The 21,572-nt window shown below is 62.6% G+C and carries 16 protein-coding genes, 2 tRNA genes and 2 pseudogenes; 15 read left to right on the forward strand and 5 right to left on the reverse strand.

Annotated features, from left to right (window positions below):
• The first annotated feature begins 127 nt into the window (after positions 1 to 127).
• From ACKFRT_RS01630 to serA, 5 genes and pseudogenes are all read left to right on the forward strand, one after another.
• Entirely contained in the window at positions 128 to 1,039 is a 912-nt protein-coding gene (locus ACKFRT_RS01630; RefSeq protein ID WP_408926118.1) for a FecCD family ABC transporter permease, read from the forward strand.
• Positions 1,036 to 2,319, forward strand: a complete 1,284-nt coding sequence (locus ACKFRT_RS01635) for an iron ABC transporter permease (protein WP_408925507.1) — start codon at positions 1,036 to 1,038, stop codon at positions 2,317 to 2,319. The genes ACKFRT_RS01630 and ACKFRT_RS01635 overlap by 4 nt, the downstream gene beginning before the upstream one ends.
• Positions 2,316 to 3,095 (forward strand): ABC transporter ATP-binding protein, encoded by a 780-nt coding sequence (locus ACKFRT_RS01640; RefSeq protein ID WP_408925508.1) that lies wholly within the window; start codon positions 2,316 to 2,318, stop codon positions 3,093 to 3,095. The genes ACKFRT_RS01635 and ACKFRT_RS01640 overlap by 4 nt, the downstream gene beginning before the upstream one ends.
• Before the next feature lie 159 nt (positions 3,096 to 3,254).
• Positions 3,255 to 4,176 (forward strand): annotated as a pseudogene (locus ACKFRT_RS01645) (GTP-binding protein).
• Between the two features lie 97 nt (positions 4,177 to 4,273).
• On the forward strand, positions 4,274 to 5,863 hold the full coding sequence (serA, locus tag ACKFRT_RS01650; protein WP_408925509.1) for a phosphoglycerate dehydrogenase: 1,590 nt from the start codon (positions 4,274 to 4,276) through the stop codon (positions 5,861 to 5,863).
• A gap of 102 nt (positions 5,864 to 5,965) precedes the next feature.
• On the opposite strand, the gene ACKFRT_RS01655 is transcribed toward serA, so the two are convergent.
• Both ACKFRT_RS01655 and ACKFRT_RS01660 read right to left on the reverse strand, forming a co-directional pair.
• Complete coding sequence (locus tag ACKFRT_RS01655) at positions 5,966 to 7,597, reverse strand: ABC transporter permease (protein ID WP_408925510.1); 1,632 nt, start codon at positions 7,595 to 7,597, stop codon at positions 5,966 to 5,968.
• On the reverse strand, positions 7,584 to 8,492 hold the full coding sequence (locus ACKFRT_RS01660; protein ID WP_408925511.1) for an ABC transporter ATP-binding protein: 909 nt from the start codon (positions 8,490 to 8,492) through the stop codon (positions 7,584 to 7,586). The genes ACKFRT_RS01655 and ACKFRT_RS01660 overlap by 14 nt, the downstream gene beginning before the upstream one ends.
• Before the next feature lie 168 nt (positions 8,493 to 8,660).
• On the opposite strand from ACKFRT_RS01660, the gene ACKFRT_RS01665 reads away from it, so the two are divergent.
• Positions 8,661 to 9,677: a 3-isopropylmalate dehydrogenase gene (locus ACKFRT_RS01665; protein ID WP_408925512.1), complete on the forward strand. Its 1,017-nt coding sequence runs from the start codon at positions 8,661 to 8,663 to the stop codon at positions 9,675 to 9,677.
• A gap of 128 nt (positions 9,678 to 9,805) precedes the next feature.
• Here ACKFRT_RS01665 and ACKFRT_RS01670 read toward each other — a convergent pair whose 3' ends face one another.
• Positions 9,806 to 11,527, reverse strand: a complete 1,722-nt coding sequence (locus ACKFRT_RS01670) for an alkaline phosphatase D family protein (protein WP_408925513.1) — start codon at positions 11,525 to 11,527, stop codon at positions 9,806 to 9,808.
• A 185-nt stretch (positions 11,528 to 11,712) separates the two neighbouring features.
• On the opposite strand from ACKFRT_RS01670, the gene ACKFRT_RS01675 reads away from it, so the two are divergent.
• On the forward strand, positions 11,713 to 12,525 hold the full coding sequence (locus tag ACKFRT_RS01675; protein ID WP_296215807.1) for a fumarylacetoacetate hydrolase family protein: 813 nt from the start codon (positions 11,713 to 11,715) through the stop codon (positions 12,523 to 12,525).
• Positions 12,526 to 12,608: 83 nt separating this feature from the next.
• On the opposite strand, the gene ACKFRT_RS01680 is transcribed toward ACKFRT_RS01675, so the two are convergent.
• The gene (locus ACKFRT_RS01680) at positions 12,609 to 13,751 is read right to left on the reverse strand and encodes an isochorismate synthase MenF (protein ID WP_296215809.1); all 1,143 of its coding nucleotides are present in this window, start codon (positions 13,749 to 13,751) and stop codon (positions 12,609 to 12,611) included.
• A gap of 124 nt (positions 13,752 to 13,875) precedes the next feature.
• Between ACKFRT_RS01680 and ACKFRT_RS01685 the strand changes: the two genes are divergently transcribed.
• From ACKFRT_RS01685 to ACKFRT_RS01715, 7 genes are all read left to right on the forward strand, one after another.
• Positions 13,876 to 14,655, forward strand: a complete 780-nt coding sequence (locus ACKFRT_RS01685; RefSeq protein ID WP_408925514.1) for a TIM barrel protein — start codon at positions 13,876 to 13,878, stop codon at positions 14,653 to 14,655.
• Positions 14,656 to 15,171: 516 nt separating this feature from the next.
• On the forward strand, positions 15,172 to 15,891 hold the full coding sequence (locus ACKFRT_RS01690; RefSeq protein ID WP_408925515.1) for an alpha/beta hydrolase family esterase: 720 nt from the start codon (positions 15,172 to 15,174) through the stop codon (positions 15,889 to 15,891).
• Positions 15,892 to 16,120: 229 nt separating this feature from the next.
• Positions 16,121 to 17,131 (forward strand): alpha/beta hydrolase family esterase, encoded by a 1,011-nt coding sequence (locus ACKFRT_RS01695; protein ID WP_408925516.1) that lies wholly within the window; start codon positions 16,121 to 16,123, stop codon positions 17,129 to 17,131.
• A gap of 59 nt (positions 17,132 to 17,190) precedes the next feature.
• Complete coding sequence (gene gltX / locus ACKFRT_RS01700) at positions 17,191 to 18,690, forward strand: glutamate--tRNA ligase (protein ID WP_408925517.1); 1,500 nt, start codon at positions 17,191 to 17,193, stop codon at positions 18,688 to 18,690.
• 390 nt (positions 18,691 to 19,080) lie between these two features.
• A tRNA-Gln gene (locus ACKFRT_RS01705) sits at positions 19,081 to 19,152 on the forward strand.
• Position 19,153: 1 nt separating this feature from the next.
• A tRNA-Glu gene (locus tag ACKFRT_RS01710) sits at positions 19,154 to 19,226 on the forward strand.
• Between the two features lie 77 nt (positions 19,227 to 19,303).
• On the forward strand, positions 19,304 to 19,861 hold the full coding sequence (locus ACKFRT_RS01715) for an LURP-one-related family protein (RefSeq protein WP_408925518.1): 558 nt from the start codon (positions 19,304 to 19,306) through the stop codon (positions 19,859 to 19,861).
• Here the strand turns inward: ACKFRT_RS01715 and ACKFRT_RS01720 are convergent.
• Positions 19,858 to 20,703 (reverse strand): hypothetical protein, encoded by an 846-nt coding sequence (locus tag ACKFRT_RS01720; RefSeq protein WP_408925519.1) that lies wholly within the window; start codon positions 20,701 to 20,703, stop codon positions 19,858 to 19,860. The genes ACKFRT_RS01715 and ACKFRT_RS01720 overlap by 4 nt on opposite strands.
• Before the next feature lie 267 nt (positions 20,704 to 20,970).
• On the opposite strand from ACKFRT_RS01720, the pseudogene ACKFRT_RS01725 reads away from it, so the two are divergent.
• Positions 20,971 to 21,567: pseudogene (locus ACKFRT_RS01725) on the forward strand (hypothetical protein); the annotation flags it as partial.
• Positions 21,568 to 21,572 lie beyond the last annotated feature (5 nt).

The following is a 21,572-nucleotide window of genomic DNA, read 5'->3' on the forward strand; positions in this document are numbered from 1 at the left end:
GGGGTACCTTCGTGCGTTTGCGACCGAAGGGATCTAAGTGCAACGAGGGTTAAAGCCACGCCTTACCCAGCTAGGGATTCTGCTGGCGCTGGGATTGGCTGTCATTTTCGCAGTATGGGTCTGGCGCATGAACAGCGTGGAGGTTCCCGCTAACGCGCCTGAACTCGCGGGGGAAGTGCACTCCGTTACCCGCGACCGGCTCTTGGCGGCGACCGTGATCGGCCTGGCCTTGGGTGCCGCGGGTGTGTTGCTGCGCACTGCTACTGGCAATCCACTAGCGGATCCGGAAATCACGGGCGTGAACGCTGGGGCTGCGTTTGGCGCGGTTCTGAGCACGACGATAACGGGATCGGTTTCCGGCGCCGCGGTACTGCCGGGTGCACTGTGTGGCGCGGCGCTTGGAGCGCTGATAACGGTGGGCATTGGAATGCGTGTAACAGTAGGAGATCCGACCGGTGCTCAGTCGGTACAGCGGATGATTCTGCTGGGCATAGCTGTTTCTGCACTGTTCTCGGCGTGTACCGCGATCACTTTGGTGATCGATGAGGCTCAGCTTTCGACTGTCCTGTCGTGGCTTTCGGGTCGCTTGGGTGGGGTGCGTTTCGGGGACGTAATACCCAGCATGATTGCTGTTGCGGTGGTGTTGCCTCTCGCGATTGCTGCTGGTCGGGGACTAGATACTCTCTTTGCTGGCGACGCCCTTTCGTCTTCCGTCGGAGCTAACCCCCACCGGCTACGAATATTTGCGGTCGTGGGCGCCGTGCTGCTGATCGCCCCGGCGGTTGCAGCTGCCGGACCGATCGGATTTCTTGGCCTGATGGCAGCGGTTGTGGCGCATCGGGCGGCAGGTCCGCGGCACCGGGCGGGGCTAGTTCTTGCTCCCGTGGTAGGTGCAGCGGTTCTGTTGGTGGCGGATTCCGTGGCGCAGGCGCTGTGGGCTCCCGCGGAGACTCCCGTGGGCGTGGTTACTGCCCTCGCAGGCGTGCCTTTGCTGCTATGGGGGATTAATCGACTGCAACCGGGCGGTGCGCGCCGATGAACAACAGGAGGGATAGCGGGTTGAATCGCAAACGAATTCTCCGGAGTGGCATTCCCGGGCCCGGCACTGTAGCACCGCGGGGTGTCGCTACAGCGCCGCAGAATGACACTCCCGGGCCGCAGGGTAATACTGCAGCGCCGCGGAGTGACGCTACAGCGCCGCAGAATGACACTCCCGGGCCGCAGGGTAATACTGCAGCGCCGCGGAGTGACGCTACAGCGCCGCAGCGCGCTGGTGGCACCGGGGTCACCAGAGTTATAGCGGTGTATGCAGCACTCTTGGCCTTGCTAGTGTTCGCGATCGTCTTGGGCTTAAGTGTCGGTGCCGTAATGAAGCCCCCGGCAGAGACTATCCACGACCTTTTCGCGGGCGGGAAACTTATTTGGCGCTACCGCATGCCCCGTGTGCTCGTGGGGATCCTCGCTGGCGCGGCCATGGCTGTATCCGGTGCGTTATTACAGCTTGCATTGCGTAATCCGCTGGCAGCTCCGGATACTGTGGGCGTCACCGCGGGTGGGGGATTGGCAGCCGTGGCGGCTCTGCTAAGTGTCGGGGCATTGCCAGCGCAGGCGCTGACTCCCGTCGCGTTCGTTGGTGCACTGGTAGGTGCAGGCCTGGTGTTGGTGCTCGCCGGGCGGGGAGCAACGGATCCGGTGCGTCTCACCCTCACAGGAGTGGCGGTCTCTGTTGGTTTGGGCGCGCTTACTCAGCTGCTACTGGTGAAAGCTGCCCCGGAAGCCGGCGCGGCGATGACCTGGCTCAAAGGTTCGCTTTACGCACGCACGGTCGCGGATGCGCAAGTCGTAGGGCCAGTGGTGTTGGTGGCTAGCATGGTAGCCGTCGTGCTCTCGAGGCACCTAGACATGCTGAACTTGGACTCTTCTGCCATGGCGGGAGTAGGTGTCAGTGAGCGAACCTGGCGCACCGTGGCGGTGCTATTCGCAATCCTGTTGGGAGCCGCCGCAGTGGCCGCGGCGGGAGTACTGGGGTTTGCAGGATTAATCGTTCCGCATGCCGCGCGCTTGCTTGTCGGCGGGGTGGGAAGGCGAGTGTTGCCTGTATCCGCTTTGGCAGGTGCGGGACTTGTCGTTCTGTGTGACGCTCTCGGCCGCTGGGCATTTGCCCCCACCGAAATCCCTGTGGGGGCGTTGATCTCCATTGTCGGCGCCCCGTATTTCATTTATCTTCTGCTGCGAATGTCCCGCACCCCAGCGGGAGTATCTCGCAGACTAGCGGAGGTCCACGCAGTGCCCACGACAGTTGAAAGGAGTTCCCGATGAGTGAACCTGCCTTGTATGCCGAGGCCATCACGGTGAGCTACGGCGGCCCAGATGTCTTGCGAGACGTTTCCCTCCAGGTTCCGGAGGGAAAGATTACCGCCCTTATTGGCCCGAACGGCTGCGGAAAATCTACGCTGCTGCGAGCGCTGGGGCGCCAACAACCAATCGCGAAGGGGCAGGTCTACCTTGGTGATCGCACTATCCAAGAGATGAGCGCCCGTGAGTTTGCCCGGCACGTTTCCTTCCTGCCGCAGCAGCCCATTACACCTGAAGGGGTGAGCGTGCGGGAAGTCATCGCGTACGGCCGGTACCCGTACACCGGTGCTTTTGCCTCGTTGAAGGCGGAGGATCACCGGGCGGTGGAGGAAGCAGCAGAACGCGCCGGGGTGACCACCCTGCTGGATGCGCCAGCGACAGATTTGTCCGGCGGCCAACGCCAGCGTGTGTGGGTGGCGATGACGGTGGCTCAGCAAACTCCCGTGCTGCTTCTTGACGAGCCAACGACGTACCTGGACCCCGCTCATCAGATCGCGATCCTGGATTTGGTGCGAGAGCTGAATTCCGCCGGTCGGACTGTCGTGATGGTCGTGCACGAAATGACGCACGCGGCCCGCTTCGCCGACTTCATCGTCGCTATGCGTGACGGCCAGGTGCTGTCGGCGGGAGAGACAGAAGACGTTATGTCCGCGCAGCTCGTGGAGCGGCTTTTTGGGATTTCCTGCCTGGAAGCGCGGGACCCGGAAACGGGTCGAGTTTTGCCGATCCCGTATCGCTAAAGACGTTAAAGACTCTAAAGGCGCTATAGATAGGGCCGTTAGAGATATTTCGCAGTGTATCTTCCGGAACCACTAATGAAAACATATTTCAATAGCGCGTAGGGTGGCGGGCGATGAGGCACGCATATAGCCATTCTTCCGACCGCCCAGCCTGCGAACATGAAGAGGCTGAACGACCTCCTCGCCAACCGGGGCGGCCGGCGCATTGCAGTGATTGTCAACGACTTTTCGGAAATTAATATCGACGCCGCCCTCATCGCCGGCGAAGGCCACCTCACGCGCGGCGAGGATCGCTTCGTCGAACTCACTAACGGCTGCATCTGCTGCACACTGCGTGAAGACCTGGTGGAATCCGTCGGCACGCTCGCGCGCAGCGGCAGCTTCGACCACATCGTCATCGAATCCACCGGCATCTCCGAGCCCATGCCCGTCGCGGCAACCTTCGAATGGCGTTGGGAGGACGGCACCCGCCTCGCGGGCGCGCATCGTGAAACTCTTCCACGGCCGCATCGTCGACGACGAGATAGGCTCCCCAGCAAGTGGCTTGTCGAGTGGAGTGACGCCAGGCGCGACACGCGACTGCGTGGCGCGCCGAAATCCCACCGGCGCGGCTGAGACTCCGAGTGTGGCGACCGGCGACGCAGCCGCAGGGCGGTCGGCGGTGGACGACATTCTCGGCGCGTATCTCTACGACGAGGCTACGGCCCGCGCCTATGAGGGGTACCTCGACGAGCTGGAAAACCCCCACACCCCAGAAACGGAGGAGTACGGCATCAGTTCCGTGGTATTCCGCGGGGATCGTCCCTTCGATCGGGGTAGGTTGATCGAGGCGTTACGCTCCACAACCGGGCTGGTGCGCTCCAAGGGGTACTGCTGGATAGCTGACCGTCCGGAGCTCGCCCAAGTCTGGCACCAAGCTGGCCCCGACCTGCGGATTCAGCCCGCGGGCGGGTGGCGCCAGGTGGGGCTAACTCCCTCGAGTGAGGTGGTGCTTATTGGCGTCAATTTCGATACAGACAGAGCGGTACAAAAATTCCGGAAGGCAATGCTGAGTGACGCAGAGGTAAAGGATATGCTGTAAGGGTCGCACGTCACATTTTGGATGGCGTGTCCCTTCCCGCGTCGGCGCGGTCGTTTCGGCGTGGGCGAGGCAACGTTCCATATCAGGAGAAACATTCGTGAGTAACACCCGTCCGGTAGTCCTCATCGCCGACAAGCTTTCCCAGTCCACCGTCGACGCGCTCGGCGATTCCGTCGAGGTTCGCTGGGTTGACGGCCCGAACCGTCCCGAACTGCTGAAGGCAGTGGCAGACGCAGACGCGCTGCTGGTCCGCTCCGCAACCACTGTCGACGCCGAGGTGCTCGAGGCAGCACCGAAGCTGCAGATCGTCGGTCGCGCAGGCGTGGGCCTGGACAACGTTGACATCGACACCGCCACCGCCCGTGGCGTGATGGTGGCCAACGCTCCGACCTCCAACATCCACTCCGCCTGCGAGCACGCGATCAGCCTGCTGCTGTCCACCGCCCGCCAGATCCCCGCCGCCGACAAGACTCTGCGCGACGGCGAGTGGAAGCGCTCTTCCTTCAAGGGCGTGGAGATCCTGGGCAAGACCGTCGGCATCGTCGGCTTCGGCCACATTGGCCAGCTGTTCGCACAGCGACTGGCGGCATTCGAGACCGACATCATCGCCTACGACCCGTACGCGAACCCGGCTCGCGCTGCGCAGCTGGGTGTGGAGTTGGTGGAGCTGGACGAGCTGATGGGGCGTTCCGACTTCGTGACCATCCACCTGCCGAAGACCAAGGAAACCGCGGGCATGTTTGACGCGGACCTGCTGGCTAAGTCCAAGAAGGGGCAGATCATCATCAACGCCGCCCGCGGTGGCCTGGTGGACGAGGCCGCCCTGGCGGAGGCCATCAAGTCCGGCCACATCCGTGGCGCCGGCTTCGACGTCTACGCCTCCGAGCCGTGCACCGATTCTCCGCTGTTCGAGCTGGACGAGGTCGTCGTTACCCCGCACCTGGGCGCTTCCACCGTCGAGGCGCAGGATCGCGCGGGCACCGACGTTGCCGCATCCGTCCTGAAGGCTCTGTCCGGCGACTTCGTTCCGGACGCTGTGAACGTTTCCGGCGGCAAGGTTTCCGAGGAGGTTGCCCTGTGGCTGAACCTGGCTACCAACCTGGGGCGCGTTGCCGGCGAGCTGCTGCACGGCGCTCCGAGCACCGTGACTGTCACCGCCCGCGGCGAGCTGTCTACCGAGTCCGTCGACGCACTGGGCCTGGCTGGCCTGCGTGGCGTGTTCTCTGGCGTGATCGACGAGCAGGTCACCTTCGTCAACGCCCCGCAGATCGCTGAAGAGCGTGGAGTGGAGCTGGATGTGCAGACCCATGACGAGTCCGTCAGCCACCGTTCCATCCTGGAGGTTCAGGTTGTGGGCGCAGACGGTTCTTCCGCCACCGTCGCCGGCGCACTGACCGGCCTGGAGCACGTGGAGAAGATCGTGCGCATCAACCACCGTGGCCTGGATCTGCGCGCCACCGGCACGAACCTGTTCCTGGTCTACCCGGATCAGCCGGGTGCGCTGGGTAAGGTCGGTACGCTGCTGGGCAGCAAGGGCATCAACATCGACGCCGCCGCGCTGTCCCCGACGGACGACGAGGCAGCGGCAACGCTGGTTCTGCGTGTGAGCGAGGAACTGGACCAGCAGCTGGTCGAAGAGGTCAAGGCAGAGCTGAACGCCTCCAACGCGTTTGTGCTGAACCTCTAGCGACCTCTAGCGACTTCTTGTCGCTTAAAGCGCTAGGCCGGGCACTTGTTGCCCGGCCTTTTTTATTACCGACGCCCCCACGCCGCGTCGCTGCAGGTGTCGTTACAGGTAATGCTGCACCTTCTGTGCGATGTCCGGCCACTCGAGATCTAGCCGGCGGGAGGCGCGGCGGTTCATGATCCAGGCGACGCCGATGACGATGCCCCAGTGCAGTAGCACGCCCACCCAGCTGAGCAGGGGAATGGCGGCAATGCTGTTGCTTGCTTCGTCCGCCATGGCCAGAGGGATTAGTGCGAGCAGCCCGCCCGGCAGGAACGAAAAAGTCAGGATCAGCATCGTCACCAGCGCGGAGACTATTGCGTTGCTGCCGCCGTTGCGCTGCTTGAAGGAGTTGGTGCCCGGCGCGGTGGTTTGAGCGGGGAAGCGGGTGGCGCTGAAGTTCGCCATCGCGGAGGCGAGGAGGATGCAACCCAGGGTCAAAAGGCTAACCAGCAGCCAGGTGGCACTGAAGCCGTCGATGGCTCCGGCAGCGATGCAGACGATTAGCCAGATCGGTACCAGCACCGTCACGGTGGAGAGGCTGCGACTGGCGACGATCTGCTTGCCGCGCACGCCGGCGACCATGTGCACCCAGTTGGATGGGCCGTCCATGCCCAGGGAGTTGCCCGCGGCCTGCTGGGGACCAAGGGATACGAAGAACAGTGCGAACCACAGCATCCAGCGGTTGGCCGCGTCGAGCATTCCCATCAGTAGGTACAGTCCGCAGAGGACGACCACGACCATCAGGCTCATCACGAAGCGGTTGTCGCGGCGCCAGTAGCGGATCTCGCGGGAGTAGAGGGCGCCAACGGGGGAGCTGGGGACGCGCGGCAGCAGCAGGCTATCGCCCTTCGCCGCTCGGGTGGTGTGCTGCGTCGGCAGTGGGTTGTTGAGGTCGTGCTTGACGGCCACGCGCATTATGTAAGCCACGGCGAGGATCGCCACGAGGCAGATCGCGCCCTTGGCGAGGCCGGTGCCGACGCCACCGCCTCCGATGTTGGCCATGTCAGCAGCCGCTCCGGCCGCGGCGGCGAAGGGTGTCCAGGACAGGATGTCGGCGCTGGTCCTGATGGCCGCGGTGGGATCGGTTCCGTCGGTGAGCAACTGCGGCAAGAGGTACAGTGCCAGGAAGCCGAAAGTAACGATGAGCCCGGCGACGTTGCCCCACAGTTCGCTGAACTTGGTGGCGATGCTGCTGAGCGCGGCGGCCAGGGCCTCGCCCGCTAGCAGGGTGATCACCAGCTGGAGCACGCACGCCAGCACCCACAGGGTGCCCGCGCCCGCGGAGGCTACCTCCGCGAACGCGAGGTATCCGAGGGCGGCCATGATGATGGTGTTCACCAGTGAGATCGCCGCCCGGGAGTTGAGGAACATCGCCGTGACCATGCCCGGCAATAGGTCGCGGTCGGTCAGCGGCAGAGCACTGAACATGCGCGGGTCCAGCATCCGTTCCTCGCTGGGGAAGATGGCCGATAGTGCCAGGTACAGCACGCTGCCGAGCCCCATCGTCAGCACGAACATCGCTGGGTCTCCATCGATGACGAGTGCCCCGTAGCTGCTGAACCCCAGCCAGACACAGCCCATCACTGCAGTGATGGTTACGGCCACCGAGGCGATGATCATCTGCAGGTTGCCCACGAACGCGTGCGCCCACAGTTTGCAGTGGAGTTTGAGGAGGGTTTTAGTCTTCGACACCGGCCTGCTCCTCGTGTGCCCCGTCCGCCTGCGCGCCGCGCGCTGACTGTGGTCCGCCGCGCAACCAGCCGAAGGATTCCGTGTCGAGCTGCTTGCCGCCTACGGCTTCTACGAAGCGCTCGGAAAGCGACTTGCCTGCGCGCACTTGCTCGGTGGTACCGGCGGCAACGACAGTGCCCTGGTTGATGATCGCGACGTGGTCGCAGAGGCCTTCGACCAGTTCCATCACGTGCGAACTGAGGATCACAGTGCCACCCGCTGCCACGTAGCGGCGCAGGATCGTACGGATCACTTCGCCGGATACCGGGTCCACGGCCTCGAAGGGCTCGTCCAGGATCAGAACCTCCGGGCTGTGCAGTAGGGCACCGGCCAGGAGGATCTTCTTCTTCATGCCTGCAGAGTAGTCGGCGATGTACTTCTTGCCGGCGTCGTCCAGATCGAGTGCCTGCAGCAGGTCTGAGATGCGCTGCTGCAATTCCCCGCCGGGAATGTCACGGAGGTAGCCCAGGTACTCCAGATACTCTTTTCCGCTGAGGCGTTCGAACACGGGAAGGCCGTCTACTAGCAGCCCGTAGCTGCGTTTGGCCGCCAGCACTTCCTCCTCCGTCCGTGCGCCTTCGGCGGGATCGGCCCACAGTGGGTGCCCGGCAACCCAGGAGTTACCGCTATCGGGGCGGATAATGCCCGTGGCTGCGAGGATGGCGGTGGTCTTGCCTGCGCCGTTCGGTCCGACAATGCCGTAGAAGCTGCCCTTCGGCACGGTCAGGTTGAGGTTGTTAACCGCCACCTTTCCAGTGAACGTTTTTACTAGGTTGCGGATGACTAGCGCTGCGTCGCCGACTTCCGGGTCTCCTGCGTGAGGGGTTGAATGTGAGGGATATGGCTCGTAAGTCATAAACGTCACTCTATCAATCTGCTCTTTGGGTAAAGGGGGTGCGACGCCCCCACGATCGCAGCCGTCCGGTGGCTCATGACGTGCCTTCTTTTGTCAGTGTGAGGGAAGTGTCCAGGTTGCGTGCTATGGTCTTAGATGACCAACTAGTGAGACAAAGGAGTTCATATAATGAAACTCGCAGTGATTGCCGGCGATGGCATCGGCACCGAAGTAACCGCCGAGGCCCTGAAGGTTCTGCACGCTCTGCGTGACGACGTGGAGACTACCGACTACGACCTCGGCGCCCGCCGTTACCTGCGCAATGGTGAACTCCTGACCGACGCCGACCTGGAATCCCTGCGCGAGCACGACGCTATCCTGCTGGGTGCTATCGGCGACCCCCGTACCGTGCCCGCCGGCGTGTTGGAGCGCGGCCTGCTGCTTCCACTGCGCTTCAAGCTGGACCACGCAGTGAACCTCCGCCCGTCGAAGCTGTACCCGGGCTCTTCCAGCCCGCTGGCCAACCCGGGCGACATTGACTTCGTCGTCGTGCGAGAGGGGACCGAGGGCCTCTACTGCGGCAATGGCGGCACGCTGCGTGCGGGTACTGACCACGAGGTGGCGTCTGAAGTATCCCAAAACACTTACTACGGTGTGGAGCGCGTGGTGCGTGATGCTTTCGAGCGCGCACAGAGCCGACGCAAGAAGCTGACCTGGGTGCACAAGACCAACGTGCTGGTAAACGCCGGTTCTCTATGGCAGCGCGCCATCGAGACGGTGGGGCAGGAGTACCCCGAGGTGCAGGTTGATTACAACCACATCGATGCTGCGACGATCTACATGGTCACCAAGCCGCAGGATTACGACGTGATCGTGACGGACAACCTGTTCGGCGACATCCTGACCGACCTGGCGGGCGCTGTTACCGGCGGCATCGGCCTGGCGGCCTCCGGCAACATCGACCCCTCACGGAAGAACCCCTCCATGTTCGAGCCGGTGCACGGCTCCGCGCCGGACATCGCGGGCCAAGGCATCGCCGACCCGTGCGCGGCGATCCTGTCGGTGGCGCTGATGCTGCGCCACCTGGGTGACGATGCCAACGCAGAACGCATCGAGGCCGCCGTGCTGGCCGAGGCTGGCTCGCGCGACGGTGGCCCGGTGAAGACTGCAGAGGTTGGCGACCGCGTGGTCGCGAACCTCAAGTAAGCCACCCGGCTAGCTTGTGGCGGCCCGCGCCCGCTCGTGGTACGCCCTGCTACCGCGCCCCGCTCGTGGTACGCCCTGCTACCGCGCCCGCTCGCGGTGCGCCCTGCCGCTACGCCCGCAGCGTGTAATTACTGCGCGCGCAGCGTCTTTGACCACAGCTCCTTGCCCCGGGTGGTGAACAGCCGGACGGTCAGATCCTTCGACCCGCCGTCGATGTCCACCTCTCCGAAGTGCTGAAAATCATCCAGCGGCGAGGAGTTTTGCTTATCCTTCGCCGGAGCGTGCACGTACACGACCTCCGGGCCGAAGGTGCCGTCCATGTCGTTAGGGCCGAAGCCGCCGGCGTTTAGCGGCCCGGTGACGAACTCCCAGAACGGCGCGAAGTCCTGGAAATCCGCGCGATCCGGCGAGTAGTGGTGGGCGGCGGTATAGTGCACGTCTGCCGTCAGCCACACCACATTGCGCACGTCCTTGATGCCGCTGAGCACGCGCCCGATCTCCGCCTCGCGACCGACGGCCGTGCCGCCCGCTCCGTTGGACACACCCTCCTGGTCGTCCCCATCCGGCACCACGATGCCCAGCGGCAGGTCGTTGGCGATGATCTTCCACGTTGCAGTGGAGTTCTTTACTCCCTCGATCAGCCACTTTTCCTGCTTGGCTCCCAGGATCTGCCCCGGCTTGGTGGTCGACGGCACGTTATCCGGGTTGCGATCCTTGTAGCTGCGCATATCCAGCACGAAGATGTCCAGTAGAGAGCCGTAGGAGATCTTGCGGTACACGCGGCCGTCCACGGCCATCTTTCGGTCCAGGGGCTGCCACTCGTGGAAGGCCTGGAACCCGCGCTGCGCCAGCAGGTTCACATCCTTGACCTGGTACTTGTCGTCCTCCAAGATCTCGCCGGGGTACCAGTTGTTCGTCGTCTCGTGGTCATCCCACTGCACTAGCTGCGCAACCTGAGAGTTGAAGCGCTTGTAGTTTTCGTCCAGCAGGTTGTAGGCGTGCTGGCCGCGGAACTCCTCCAGGGTCTCAGCGACCTTGTTCTTGTAGGGGCTGGTGAGGTTCTTAAAAACCCGCCCGTCGTCCATCTTATGGTTCGCCTCGATTGGCCCGTCAGCGTAGACCGTATCGCCGGAGTGGATAAACAGATCCGGGTTGCGGTCCGCCATCGTCTTCCAGCAGTACATGCCACCCAGGTCCGGGTTGATGCCGTAGCCCTGGCCTGCCACGTCGCCGGACCAGTGCAGGCGGACGTTCTTTGGTGCCTGGTTGGTGGACGGCGCGGTGGTGAAGCTGCCGATCACCGGCGTGGACCGTACGGCGGTTTCCTGATCCTTCATCGTCACGCGGTAGTGGACCTTTTTGCCAGGTTCCATACCGACCAGGCGTAGGCGACCCGTGCCGTCACTATCTGGCGTGAGCACGGATCCGCGGAAGGTCTTGGTCTTGTGTGGCGGGAATGCCGGGTCTGTCGATGCCTCTACGACCATGCGCGCGGGTCGATCGACGCGCGCCCATACGAGGCCGCCGTCGGGTCGCACATCGCCGGTAGCGACGCCATGAGTGATCACTGGCCGACCGCGCTGTAGCCCGATCGAGCCGATTGCGCCGCTGGAACCCACCGACGATCCGGCGGCGGAGCCAGCCACGCTGCCGGCCTGCGAGCCGAGCGCGTGGGCCACTCCTGTGCCCAGTAAGGCAGCGCCGGTGGCGCTGGCGCCGGCCAGGAATGTACGGCGGGTGGTGCTGCGAGGGTTGGAAGCAGCTGCGGAATTGGAAGCAGCTGCGGAATTCGAAGGAGTCGAGGGAGTCGAGGGATTGGGGAGTTGAGGATTAGCACTGCGATGTGTCATAGCGGCCAAGCTAACGGCTAAAACTGTCGGAGCTGTGGCAAGCGCGTGAACCGTGCATTACGTGAAAATAAATTCATGGTTAATGGGCGGGGTGGAGGGGGCGTCATGAATAAATACAGGAACGAACTCTTAAAGAAAGGGGCATAGCAAGAGGTAGAAGGGGTAATGGAGTAGGGTATGGAAACATGCGTATTGCTCGAATTGCACACCCCGAGGGCATGGCCTTCGCGATCGTCGAGGGTGGCCAGCCGGACGGCACCGGCGCCACCTGCCGCGAGATCGCAGGCCACCCGTTCGGACAGCCCGAATTCACCGGAAAGTCTTGGCCCATTGAAGACGTTCGACTGCTGGCCCCGATCCTGCCGTCGAAAATCATTGCCGTCGGGCGCAACTACGCTGACCACGTCAAGGAAGTCTTCGACAAAAGTGCTGAGCACCTGCCGCCGACGATTTTCCTGAAGCCCCCGACAGCCGTCGTAGGCCCAGAGGCTCCTATCCGCATCCCCGAGTGGGCAACGCGCGTGGAGTTCGAAGGCGAGATGGCGATCGTTATCGGTCGCCCGTGTAAGGACGTCAACCGCAACAACTGGAAGGACGTGGTGCTGGGGTTCACCATCGTCAACGACGTGTCCTCCCGCGACCTTCAGTTCCAGGACGGCCAGTGGGCGCGTGCGAAGGGTCTGGATTCCTTCTGCCCGCTGGGTCCGTGGATCGAGACGGCTGTGGACAGCATCGACATCGACAACCAGCCGATCAAGGCGCACCTCACCCACGAGGGCAAGACAGAAACCAAACAGGATTCCAACTCCAACCAGATGATCAAGTCGATCCCTGAAATCGTCGAGTGGGTTTCCTCCGCGTTCACGCTGCTGCCGGGCGACGTGATCTGCACCGGCTCGCCCGCGGGTACCGCAGAGATGGTTCCGGGCGACCGCATTGAGGTCGAGGTCCCGGGCCTGGGCAAGCTGGCCAACCCGGTGCAGGCCTACGGCAAGTAGCGCCCGCGAAGTCCGGTTTGCCGCTCGCGCCACTGGGCTCGCCAGCCACGCGGTTAGCGCCGGTTGGATGCGGCTTCCGGGCGCTACACTTCCCGCAGCGCTGCAGGTACGTTGAGTGCCCGCAGCGCTGTTTGCAGCTTCGCGGACGTTTCTTCCGCCTCCTTGGTGGGGTTCGAGTCCACCACGATGCCGCCGCCGGCCCACGCCCGGGCGGTGTTGTCCTCCACGATGGCGCAGCGAATGGAAACCATAAATTCCCCGTCGCCGCTGGAATCGCACCAGCCCACCGCGCCGGAGTAAAACTCCCGCGGGGACTTCTCCTGGGAAATCACGCCCAGCGCGTCGTCCGTCGGCGTACCGCCGATTGCCGGGGTGGGGTGCAGCATGAGGGCTAGATCCAGCGCAGAGTATTCGTCGTCCTTCAACGTGCCACCGATCTGGGTTCCCAGGTGGATCATCTCATTCGTCTCGTGGATCTCCGGAGTAGTCGGAATGTCCAGCGTTTCGCACAATGGCTCCAGCACACGGCGGTAGTGTTCCACCACAAAGCGGTGCTCGCGTAGGTCCTTGGTGGAGTTGGCGAGGTCGCGGGCTGTGGCGTCATCTATAGAAAAGTTCCCGGTACGCGGCGCGGAGCCGGCCATGGGGAAGGCAGAGACCTTGCGGCCCTCGCGGCGAATCAACATTTCCGGGGAGCTGCCGACGAACATGGCGCCTGCGTACTCGTCGCGGCCGGTGGAAGATAGATCTACTGCGAAGCCGTCGCGGTAGGCGGATAGGTCGATCAGGCGGGCGGCGATGAGTAGCGGATCGACCGTCTCCGCGAATGTGATGTCCACGGCACGGGCCAGGACGACCTTCTCTAGTTGCGTCTGTTGGATTGTGGCAACGGCGGCGGCGACCATGGTGGTGTGTTCCTGGGCGGTGGTCTGGGCCTCCACGGACTCGACGGTCAGGGCGCGGGCGGCGCTGCGGCCACGGAAAAACGCCGGGGGTTCCAGCGGGCCTTCGGCGCGGACGACCTTCTCTGGCTCCATGAGTGCCGCGCGAAGGGAGGTGTCGAAGGGAAAAGCGCCGACGATCAAGTCTGCATCCTTGTTTCGAAGCGCGGTGGAGGCCTCGAAGGGGTCCGGAAAGGTTGCCTTGCGGCCCTGCGTGCGGATGCTGCGATCTGGGCGGGAAAGCAGGAAATCCGGGGCACTGGCCGGTCGCTGCTCGTGGGTCATGCGTGCCATTTTACTGTCCGGCTTGTCTGCGGGCTGCCTCGGCCTGGGTTGGTGGTGAAGTTGCTGCGCGCTCCCGCTAGGGTTGAATTCTGGATTGTCGCCCTTACGTGGAAAGATAATGCTTATGAACACAGAATCAGGCTCTCAGCAGGCTGCATACGCCACTGCGATGAATTACTCCCTCGGCGCGCCAACTGGCGCGGACGCCCTCGCGGCCGTGGCGAATTCCCCCTACGACAAGGTGGAGCTGTGGTGGCCGTGGGATACGCCCCACCCGTCGGAGCAGCAGATGCGCCAGCTCGTCGATGCGTTGGCCAAGGGGCGCCCGGAGAACCCGCGTCAGTTGGTTGCGCTGAATCTCTGGGCTGGAGACCTAGATGCGGGAGAGAGGGGGGTGTTACACCTCGTTGGGCAGGAAGACGGTGACCTAGCCATTACCGACGAGCTGATCGAGCACCTCAACGTCATCGAGTATCTGCACCGGCTGACGGGCGTGCGTCGCTTTAACGTACTCGTCGGGCGTGGTGGCCGTGTTTTGCAGCGCCGCCAAGTCCGCGCGTTCGAGGCAGTGGCGAAGCGTTTGGCTCGCTTCGGTGGCGTGGCGCTGGTTGAGCCGCTCAGTGGTATTGCGAACTATCCTGTGACCAGTATCAAGGAGGCTGCGCCCCTCGTCGCCGTCGGTGGTCGCCTTCTTATCGACGCCTACCACCTCGCCGCCAACGGTGAAGACTGGACTTGGCTTGCTGACCGGGGACCGGGGTACGACCTGTGGCCGGAGCACGTGCAAATTGCGGACTTTCCAGGCCGCGGGGCGCCGGGGACAGGCAATGCCCCGCTGGAGGAGTGGATCGACCAGTTGCGAGCGGCTGGTTACGACGGAGAGGTCGTCCTCGAGCACGTCTAGCGGAGTTCGGCAGGCGCCGCTATGCGAGGGAGGGGAACGTGCGAGTACGTGCACCTGAATGCAACCTGAAAAAATTTAGGCGCTGCGGCGTGTTGTGGCGCGTTGGCGAGCGGGCTTGCCCCTACCGTTACTCTCGTGACTCATGTGACTGTTGTTAAAAGTGTTAAAGCTCTAAGTTCCGCACCACGTGAAGGGGCCCGCTGCTGGCGTTTCAGCCAGGGGCGCGGCCTAGCCCTCAGTGGTGCCCGCCGTGGCGCGCACTTTGCCCTGCTTATCGGAGTAACTGTAGTCACGACACTGGCGCTGATTGGCGCCATGCTTGTCGGTGGTGTCGGTGTAGCCAGTGCGCAGGAAGCGCCCGCCCCCGCTCCTGCACCGGCTCCGCATCCTCACCCTGCGCCGAGGCCGGCACCGGCGCCGAAGTTGGCGTCCACAATAGATAGAGCGCAACCCGGGCAGCCAGGGAACATCGAATTCACCCGGCCCGACGGCAGCACCCGTAGCGCAATCGTCAGCGTGACTTCCGCCTACGATCCGCATAAGCCCACGCCGGTGCTATTTGGGTTCGGTGGGCGCGACGATACCCCGGAGAATTACCGAAACTACTCCCGCTTCTCGACCACGGGCGCGGCCGGCGAGGCGATCGTTGTCTACCCGCGTGGCATTGATAACGCCTGGGAGGGGGCGCCGTACGCCACTAGTACGCGCGGTCAGGACGTTGCCTTCGTGCGCCAGATTGTCGACGAGCTGGATAAGAAGTTTAATATTGACCGAAACCGCATTTACGCTGCGGGAATGTCGAATGGCGGCGGGTTTGTGATGAATCTGGCGTGCCAGGCTCCCGATCTGATCGCCGGCGTGGTGAGTGTATCCGGTGCCTTTTATAACCCGGTTAATGAGGGGTGCGCGCCGGAGTCCGTGCCAACCTTTGTGATCCACGGTCAGCAGGACGAATTGACCCATTATCACGGCGGCACGCTGCACAACGCGCCGTATCTGCCCGCGCCGCGACTGATTCACTCGCGTGCCATGCGTAACGGGTGTGCACCACAGCCGGTGGTAGAGCAGAAGCCAAACAACGTTACCCAGTTTGGTTACCCGGGCTGCCGTGATGAGGCTGTGTTCTGGCGCATTAACGACCAGGGGCACAACTGGCACTTTGCACCTGACGTGGCGAATGAGGCGTGGAACTTCCTAGCTCGCCAGAACAAGGCGTTGCCGGGGGCTGCAAGCTAGGAGAGGTGTGAGCCTGCGCTGGAGGTGCGAGTCTGCGCTGGGGGTGGGGGCAAAATGGATTGGTTTTACCCCCTCGTTATCGCACCTCAGGAGTAACATCAACCCCTGATGTTGACGTTGGTTAATAATTGTCACACCAGGGTTCAGGGTTTTGTAAGAAAAAGTTTTTCGAACCTTGTGCGCGGTGTATGTTGAAACGGTGCAAAACTCCACTACACGATCTACTCACATGGCTGTCGCGGCCACTCACACTGATTCCGCGGCCACTCGTCCGTTTACTCGCCGTCCTAGCCGACTCCGCAAGTTCACCGTCTCCCTTGCGGTAGCACTCGGCCTGGGTGCGGGCACCCTTGCCGGTCCGGCGCTGGACACGGCCGCTGGCACCGACTCCGCAACCCCCCAGGCTAGTGCCGCCCCGAATCTTGCCGGCAGCCTCTCTGGCAGCATCAGCGGCATCACTGGTTCGCTAAGCCCGCGCCCGGGCAACAACTACCAGTCTTTTAATGTCAAGGGTAAGACTCGCACTGCGATTGTCGACGTTCCGGTGAACTCGGCGAAGCGCAAGAAGCCGATTCTCTTCATGTTCGGCGGTTATGGAGACACCGCGGCAAATGCGAAGCGTTACTCTCGCCTGAATGCCATCGCGGGCCGATCCGCCATTATCGTCCACCCCGAAGGTATTGGCCGCGCCTGGGAAGGCGCCCCGTATTCCAAGACCCGCCGCGGCGAGGACGTCGCTTTCGTTCGCGAGATGGTTCGTTCGCTGTCTAAGCGCTACAACGTTGACACTCATCGCGTGTACGCAGCCGGCATGTCCAACGGCGGCGGTATGGCAATGAACTTGGCCTGCCAGGCTCCTGACCTGGTCGCCGGTGTTGTGTCTGTTTCTGGTGCTTATTATGACGCCACCCTGAATAACTGCCGCGGACGCAACGTACCGACCATGCTGATCCACGGCGTACACGATGACGTGGTCCGCTACGGCGGGGGTGTCCGCCACGGCATGCACTACTACGGTGCTCGCTCTGCCTTCGACAACGCGGCACGCCGTAACTCCTGCAACATGCGTACGCTCCATGGGGTGCGCGCTCACGCATTGACCGCTGGATTCACCTACGACGGCTGCCGTGCCTCCACCGTACTGTGGCGTGCATACGCCGGTGGCCACAACTGGAATGCTTTCGCTCCAGACGCCCCGCAGGCCGCGTGGCACTTCCTGTCCCGCCAGCGCCACGCTTAAACCAGCACCACGCCAAGCAACCGCGAAGCCGCGAACGCGAAAAGGTACAGTTAACTACCATGAGTGAAGTTAGCGAAGTTCGCGTTCGATTCTGCCCGTCACCGACTGGTACCCCGCACGTCGGCATGGTCCGCACGGCCCTGTTCAACTGGGCTTATGCCCGCCACACCGGTGGCAAGTTGGTTTTCCGCATCGAGGATACCGATGCGAAGCGAGACTCTGAAGAGTCCTACCAGGCCATCATCGATTCCCTGAAGTGGCTGAACCTCGGTTGGGACGAAGGCATCGAGGTCGGCGGCCCCCACGAGCCGTACCGCCAGTCCCAGCGCATGGACATCTACGCCGATGTTCTAGAAAAGCTAAAGGAATCTGGCGACGTATATCCGGCTTACTCCACTAACGAGGAGGTCCAAGCTCGCCACAAGGCCGCAGGTCGCGACCCGCAGCTGGGATACGATAACTTCGACCGCGACCTCACGGAAGAGCAGATCGCGCAGTTCCAGGCCGAAGGCCGCGAGCCGGTGTGGCGCCTGCGGATGCCCGATGATCGTATCTACGAGTGGCATGACCTGGTCCGCGGCGATATGAGCGTCGACGGCAAGACCGTCCCGGACTTTGTGGTTGCCCGCTCCAATGGCCAGCCGCTGTACACGCTTGTGAACCCGGTGGATGATGCGCTGATGGAAATCACGCACGTCCTGCGAGGTGAAGACCTGCTGCCGTCCACGCCACGACAGATCGCACTGTACGAGGCTCTGGTACGAGTAGGCGTCGCTAAACAAGTACCTACATTCGGCCACCTGCCGTTCGTGATGGGCGAGGGCAACAAGAAGCTTTCGAAGCGCGATCCGGAATCCAACCTGTTTAACCACCGCGACAACGGCATCATCCCCGAGGGCATGCTGAACTACCTGTCGCTGCTCGGCTGGTCGCTGTCTGCGGATGAGGATATCTTCACGATGCAGCAGCTCATCGACAACTTCGACGTGGCGGACGTGAAGCCCAACCCGGCGCGCTTCGACCAGAAGAAGCTGGAGGCCATCAACGCCGACCACATTCGCCTGCTGGAGCTGGGCGACTTCACCCAGCGCCTGCGCGCCTACCTGGAGGAGCATAAGGACTTCCCGGCGGATTACCCTGCGGACAAGTTCGCATTCGCCGCGGAGCTGGTGCAGACGCGCATCAAGACTCTTTCGGACGCGGACGGTCTGCTGCGCTTCCTCATTACTTCGGACGCCGACCTGTCCCTGGACGAGAAGGCCGCGAAGAAGAACCTGAAGGAGGACGCGGTGGAGGTTCTCGAGGTTGCTATCGCGGAGCTGGAGGCAATCGCGGACGGGGAGTTTAAGACCGACGTCATTGAGAAGGCCCTGCAGTCGAAGCTGATCGAGGAGATGGAGCTGAAGCCGCGCAAGGCCTATGGTGCCCTGCGCGTGGCTATCAGCGGTGCGGCTGTGTCTCCGCCGCTGTTCGAGTCCATGGAGCTGCTGGGTAAGGAGTCCACGCTGGCGCGCCTGAAGTCCGCCCGCGAGCAGACTCCGTTCGTGCCTGCGCAGTAGTAGTCGCAGCGGAAGGCGCAGCAGTAGGCGGTTCCCGCGGGGCGGGGACGTGGCCGACTGGAGCCGGAAGCGGGTGGGCTGTCGCCAGAAGGGGTCGGTCATCGCCGAAACGTGGGCAGCCTTCGCCGAAACAGGTCAGCCTTCGCCGAAACAGGTCAGCCGTCGCCGAAACACGGGCGGCCTTCGCTGAAACGGGTTAGCCGTCGCCGAAACACGGGCGGCTGTTGCCAGAAACACAGGCGGTTGTTGCCGGAAAAGGTGTGCTGAGCAGCTGATTTGCTTGTAATTCACTGTTCTGGTTATAGTATTCCTCGTTGCGAACGAGGTTCGCCGCGTTAAATGCCCTGCATTCGGAGGGCGTATGGCGTGCGAGTTTTGTTCGACGAACGATGGCCTATGGTGTAATTGGCAACACTACGGTTTCTGGTACCGTCATTCTAGGTTCGAGTCCTGGTAGGCCAGCGCCCCGTTCGTCTAGCGGCCTAGGACGCCGGCCTCTCACGCCGGTAACACGGGTTCAAATCCCGTACGGGGTACAAGTATTGAATACGTTGACCTCCGGTCAGCTTCACTTTTCAGAGGCTGGCCGGAGGTTCTCGCTATTCTGGGCGGCATGCTGAAGTCGAATGAGTTGATCATCTCCCAGTTTTTGGCGATCGGCCCGGATGAGTTCACTATCTCCGATCCACAGGACGTACAGCTTGGCAGTGCTCGCCAAACGTGGAAGGCGAGCGATCTGTTCAAAGGTTCGCACGGGGTGGAGATTTTCGATGCTGCAGACACGCTTGTGCTCTCGATCGAGAACCCGCTGTATGTCTTCGGGGACGAGTACTTCGTACACCGAGCAGACCCTGAGTCCGGCGAGAAGGCGGAGCTCGCGCACATCTCGAAGCGGTTTGCGTGGTTCAGCACCAGATACGATGTGCATATTGCCGGTTATCCCCAGATGGAGATCAACGGCGAGGCCTTCCAGCTCGACTACACGCTAATAAGCCAGGGGCGCACCATCGCGCAGGTGAACGCGGAATCTCCTGGTGTAGGCAGGGCACTGATGGGCAAGACTGCGTACCGCATCACCTTAGAACCGGGGCTCGACGGGAACCTGCATGCCGCTGTCCTCGGTATAGCGTTTGCACTGGATATGCGCCGGAAGAAGATGCGCAAGAGCTAAGCGCGGGTGCCGGCGTTGCCGTCGGACATGAGAGGCGCGCCGTCAGCATTGCGCTGCACGGGGAAGCTCTCTGGCAGGTAGAGGGATACGCCGTCCTGGGCGGTGAGAACATCCCAGTTGTTATCGTGCACCCAGAACGTCAGAGGGGAGATGTTCACCGGGTGCTGCCGCAGCTCGTGGCGGGTCTGGGCCATCTGCTGCATGATGTTGTCCGCTGGCTGATCCGGAACCACTGGGTGAACCAGAACCGTGCTGCCACCGGGCATGGAGACCACGTGTCCGTGGCCATGGTCAGGAATCTTGGTGATCTGCAGGAAGAGATCGAACGTGATGGCGAGCGTCGCCGCGAATGGGAAGTCCGACTTAACCTGGAAGAAAACATCGCCAGCGCTTGAAAGCTTCAACGTTTCGAGAGACTTACGCGTGGTGGCCATAGAGGCCGCTGACCAAAAAGTGTGGTTGCTCCCGGGCATGTCCAGCCCCGGGAAGGTTGCGTCGCCCAGAACTTCCAGGTCAAGGTCGAAGCCCTGCGGAAGATCAGCGTCGGAGAGTGGCTTGAAACCGGAATCTACGGTGGCGAGGAAGCGGTAGACGCCCGGCAGGATCTCCTTTGCGTATGAATAGTTGCTGGCATCCTTCGGAGCAGGGGAGATGATGCCGTACACAAGCTCTCCATTCGGGGCGGTTAAGGTCGCGTTACCGTCGCTGTCGTGCCGAAATTTCAAGTGGCCGTGCTGAGCTGCTGGCTGCTGCGCTGTTGATTGCTGACCAGCAGCTTCCTGCGGTGCTGGCTGCTGTGGTGAGGTGTTGTTCTGCTTCTTCTTGCCGAATAATCCAAACATGGAAGTGAGAGTACGCAAATTCTGGAAGCTCCGCATGGCTTTGCTTCGGAAACTCTGAATGGCTTTAACCGGCGTCGCCTCCCCAACGCCGAGGCTGAGGGCGTCAACTCCCAAAATATGAGAGGTACGGGGGTATTTCTCTCAAACCGTGATGTGGGGCCAAATAATCGCCTATGGTTTTAGAACTACCCAAAATGTAGTTAACGGGCTCGCACCCACCGTCCTAACTAGGCATAACAGCCTTAAGAAACGCGAGCAGAAGTAAGTATCCAAGAGCTGGCAAACCAGAACGTGACCTCCGTGGCCATGGACACCGTGCCGCGCATCTCCCGTGCGCAGTCCATGGACGTACTTAGCTCCCAGGCCAACATCGCCGGCTATCGCGCGGTCATCGAGGCAGCTAACACCTTCGGTCGCCTGTTCACCGGACAGGTCACCGCCGCCGACATCGTCATCACCACCGCGAATATCCCGGGCCGCAAGTCCCCGGCGCTGCTCACCGCCGCCGATGTAGCTGCGATGAAGCCCGGCTCCGTCATCGTTGACATGGCCGCTGCCAACGGCGGCAACTGCGAGCTCACGGTCCCCGGCGAGATCACCGTCACCGACAACGGCGTGAGCATCATCGGCTACACGGCCCTCGCCGGCCGCCTGCCCGCCCAGGTCTCGCAGCTCTACGGCCAGAATGTGGTCAACCTGCTCAAGCTCATGACCTCAGACAAGGACGGCCAGCTGACCTTCGACCTGGAGGACGAGATCGTTCGCGGCATCACCGTCACACACTCCACCTCCGCCGCGCTGCCTGCTGCCGCTTCTTCTGGCAAGCCTTCTAATGACGCCACGTTCCAGCCCGCCGGGGAGGTCGCATA

The organism is Corynebacterium jamesii, from assembly GCF_046097395.1.
GTDB lineage: Bacteria > Actinomycetota > Actinomycetes > Mycobacteriales > Mycobacteriaceae > Corynebacterium.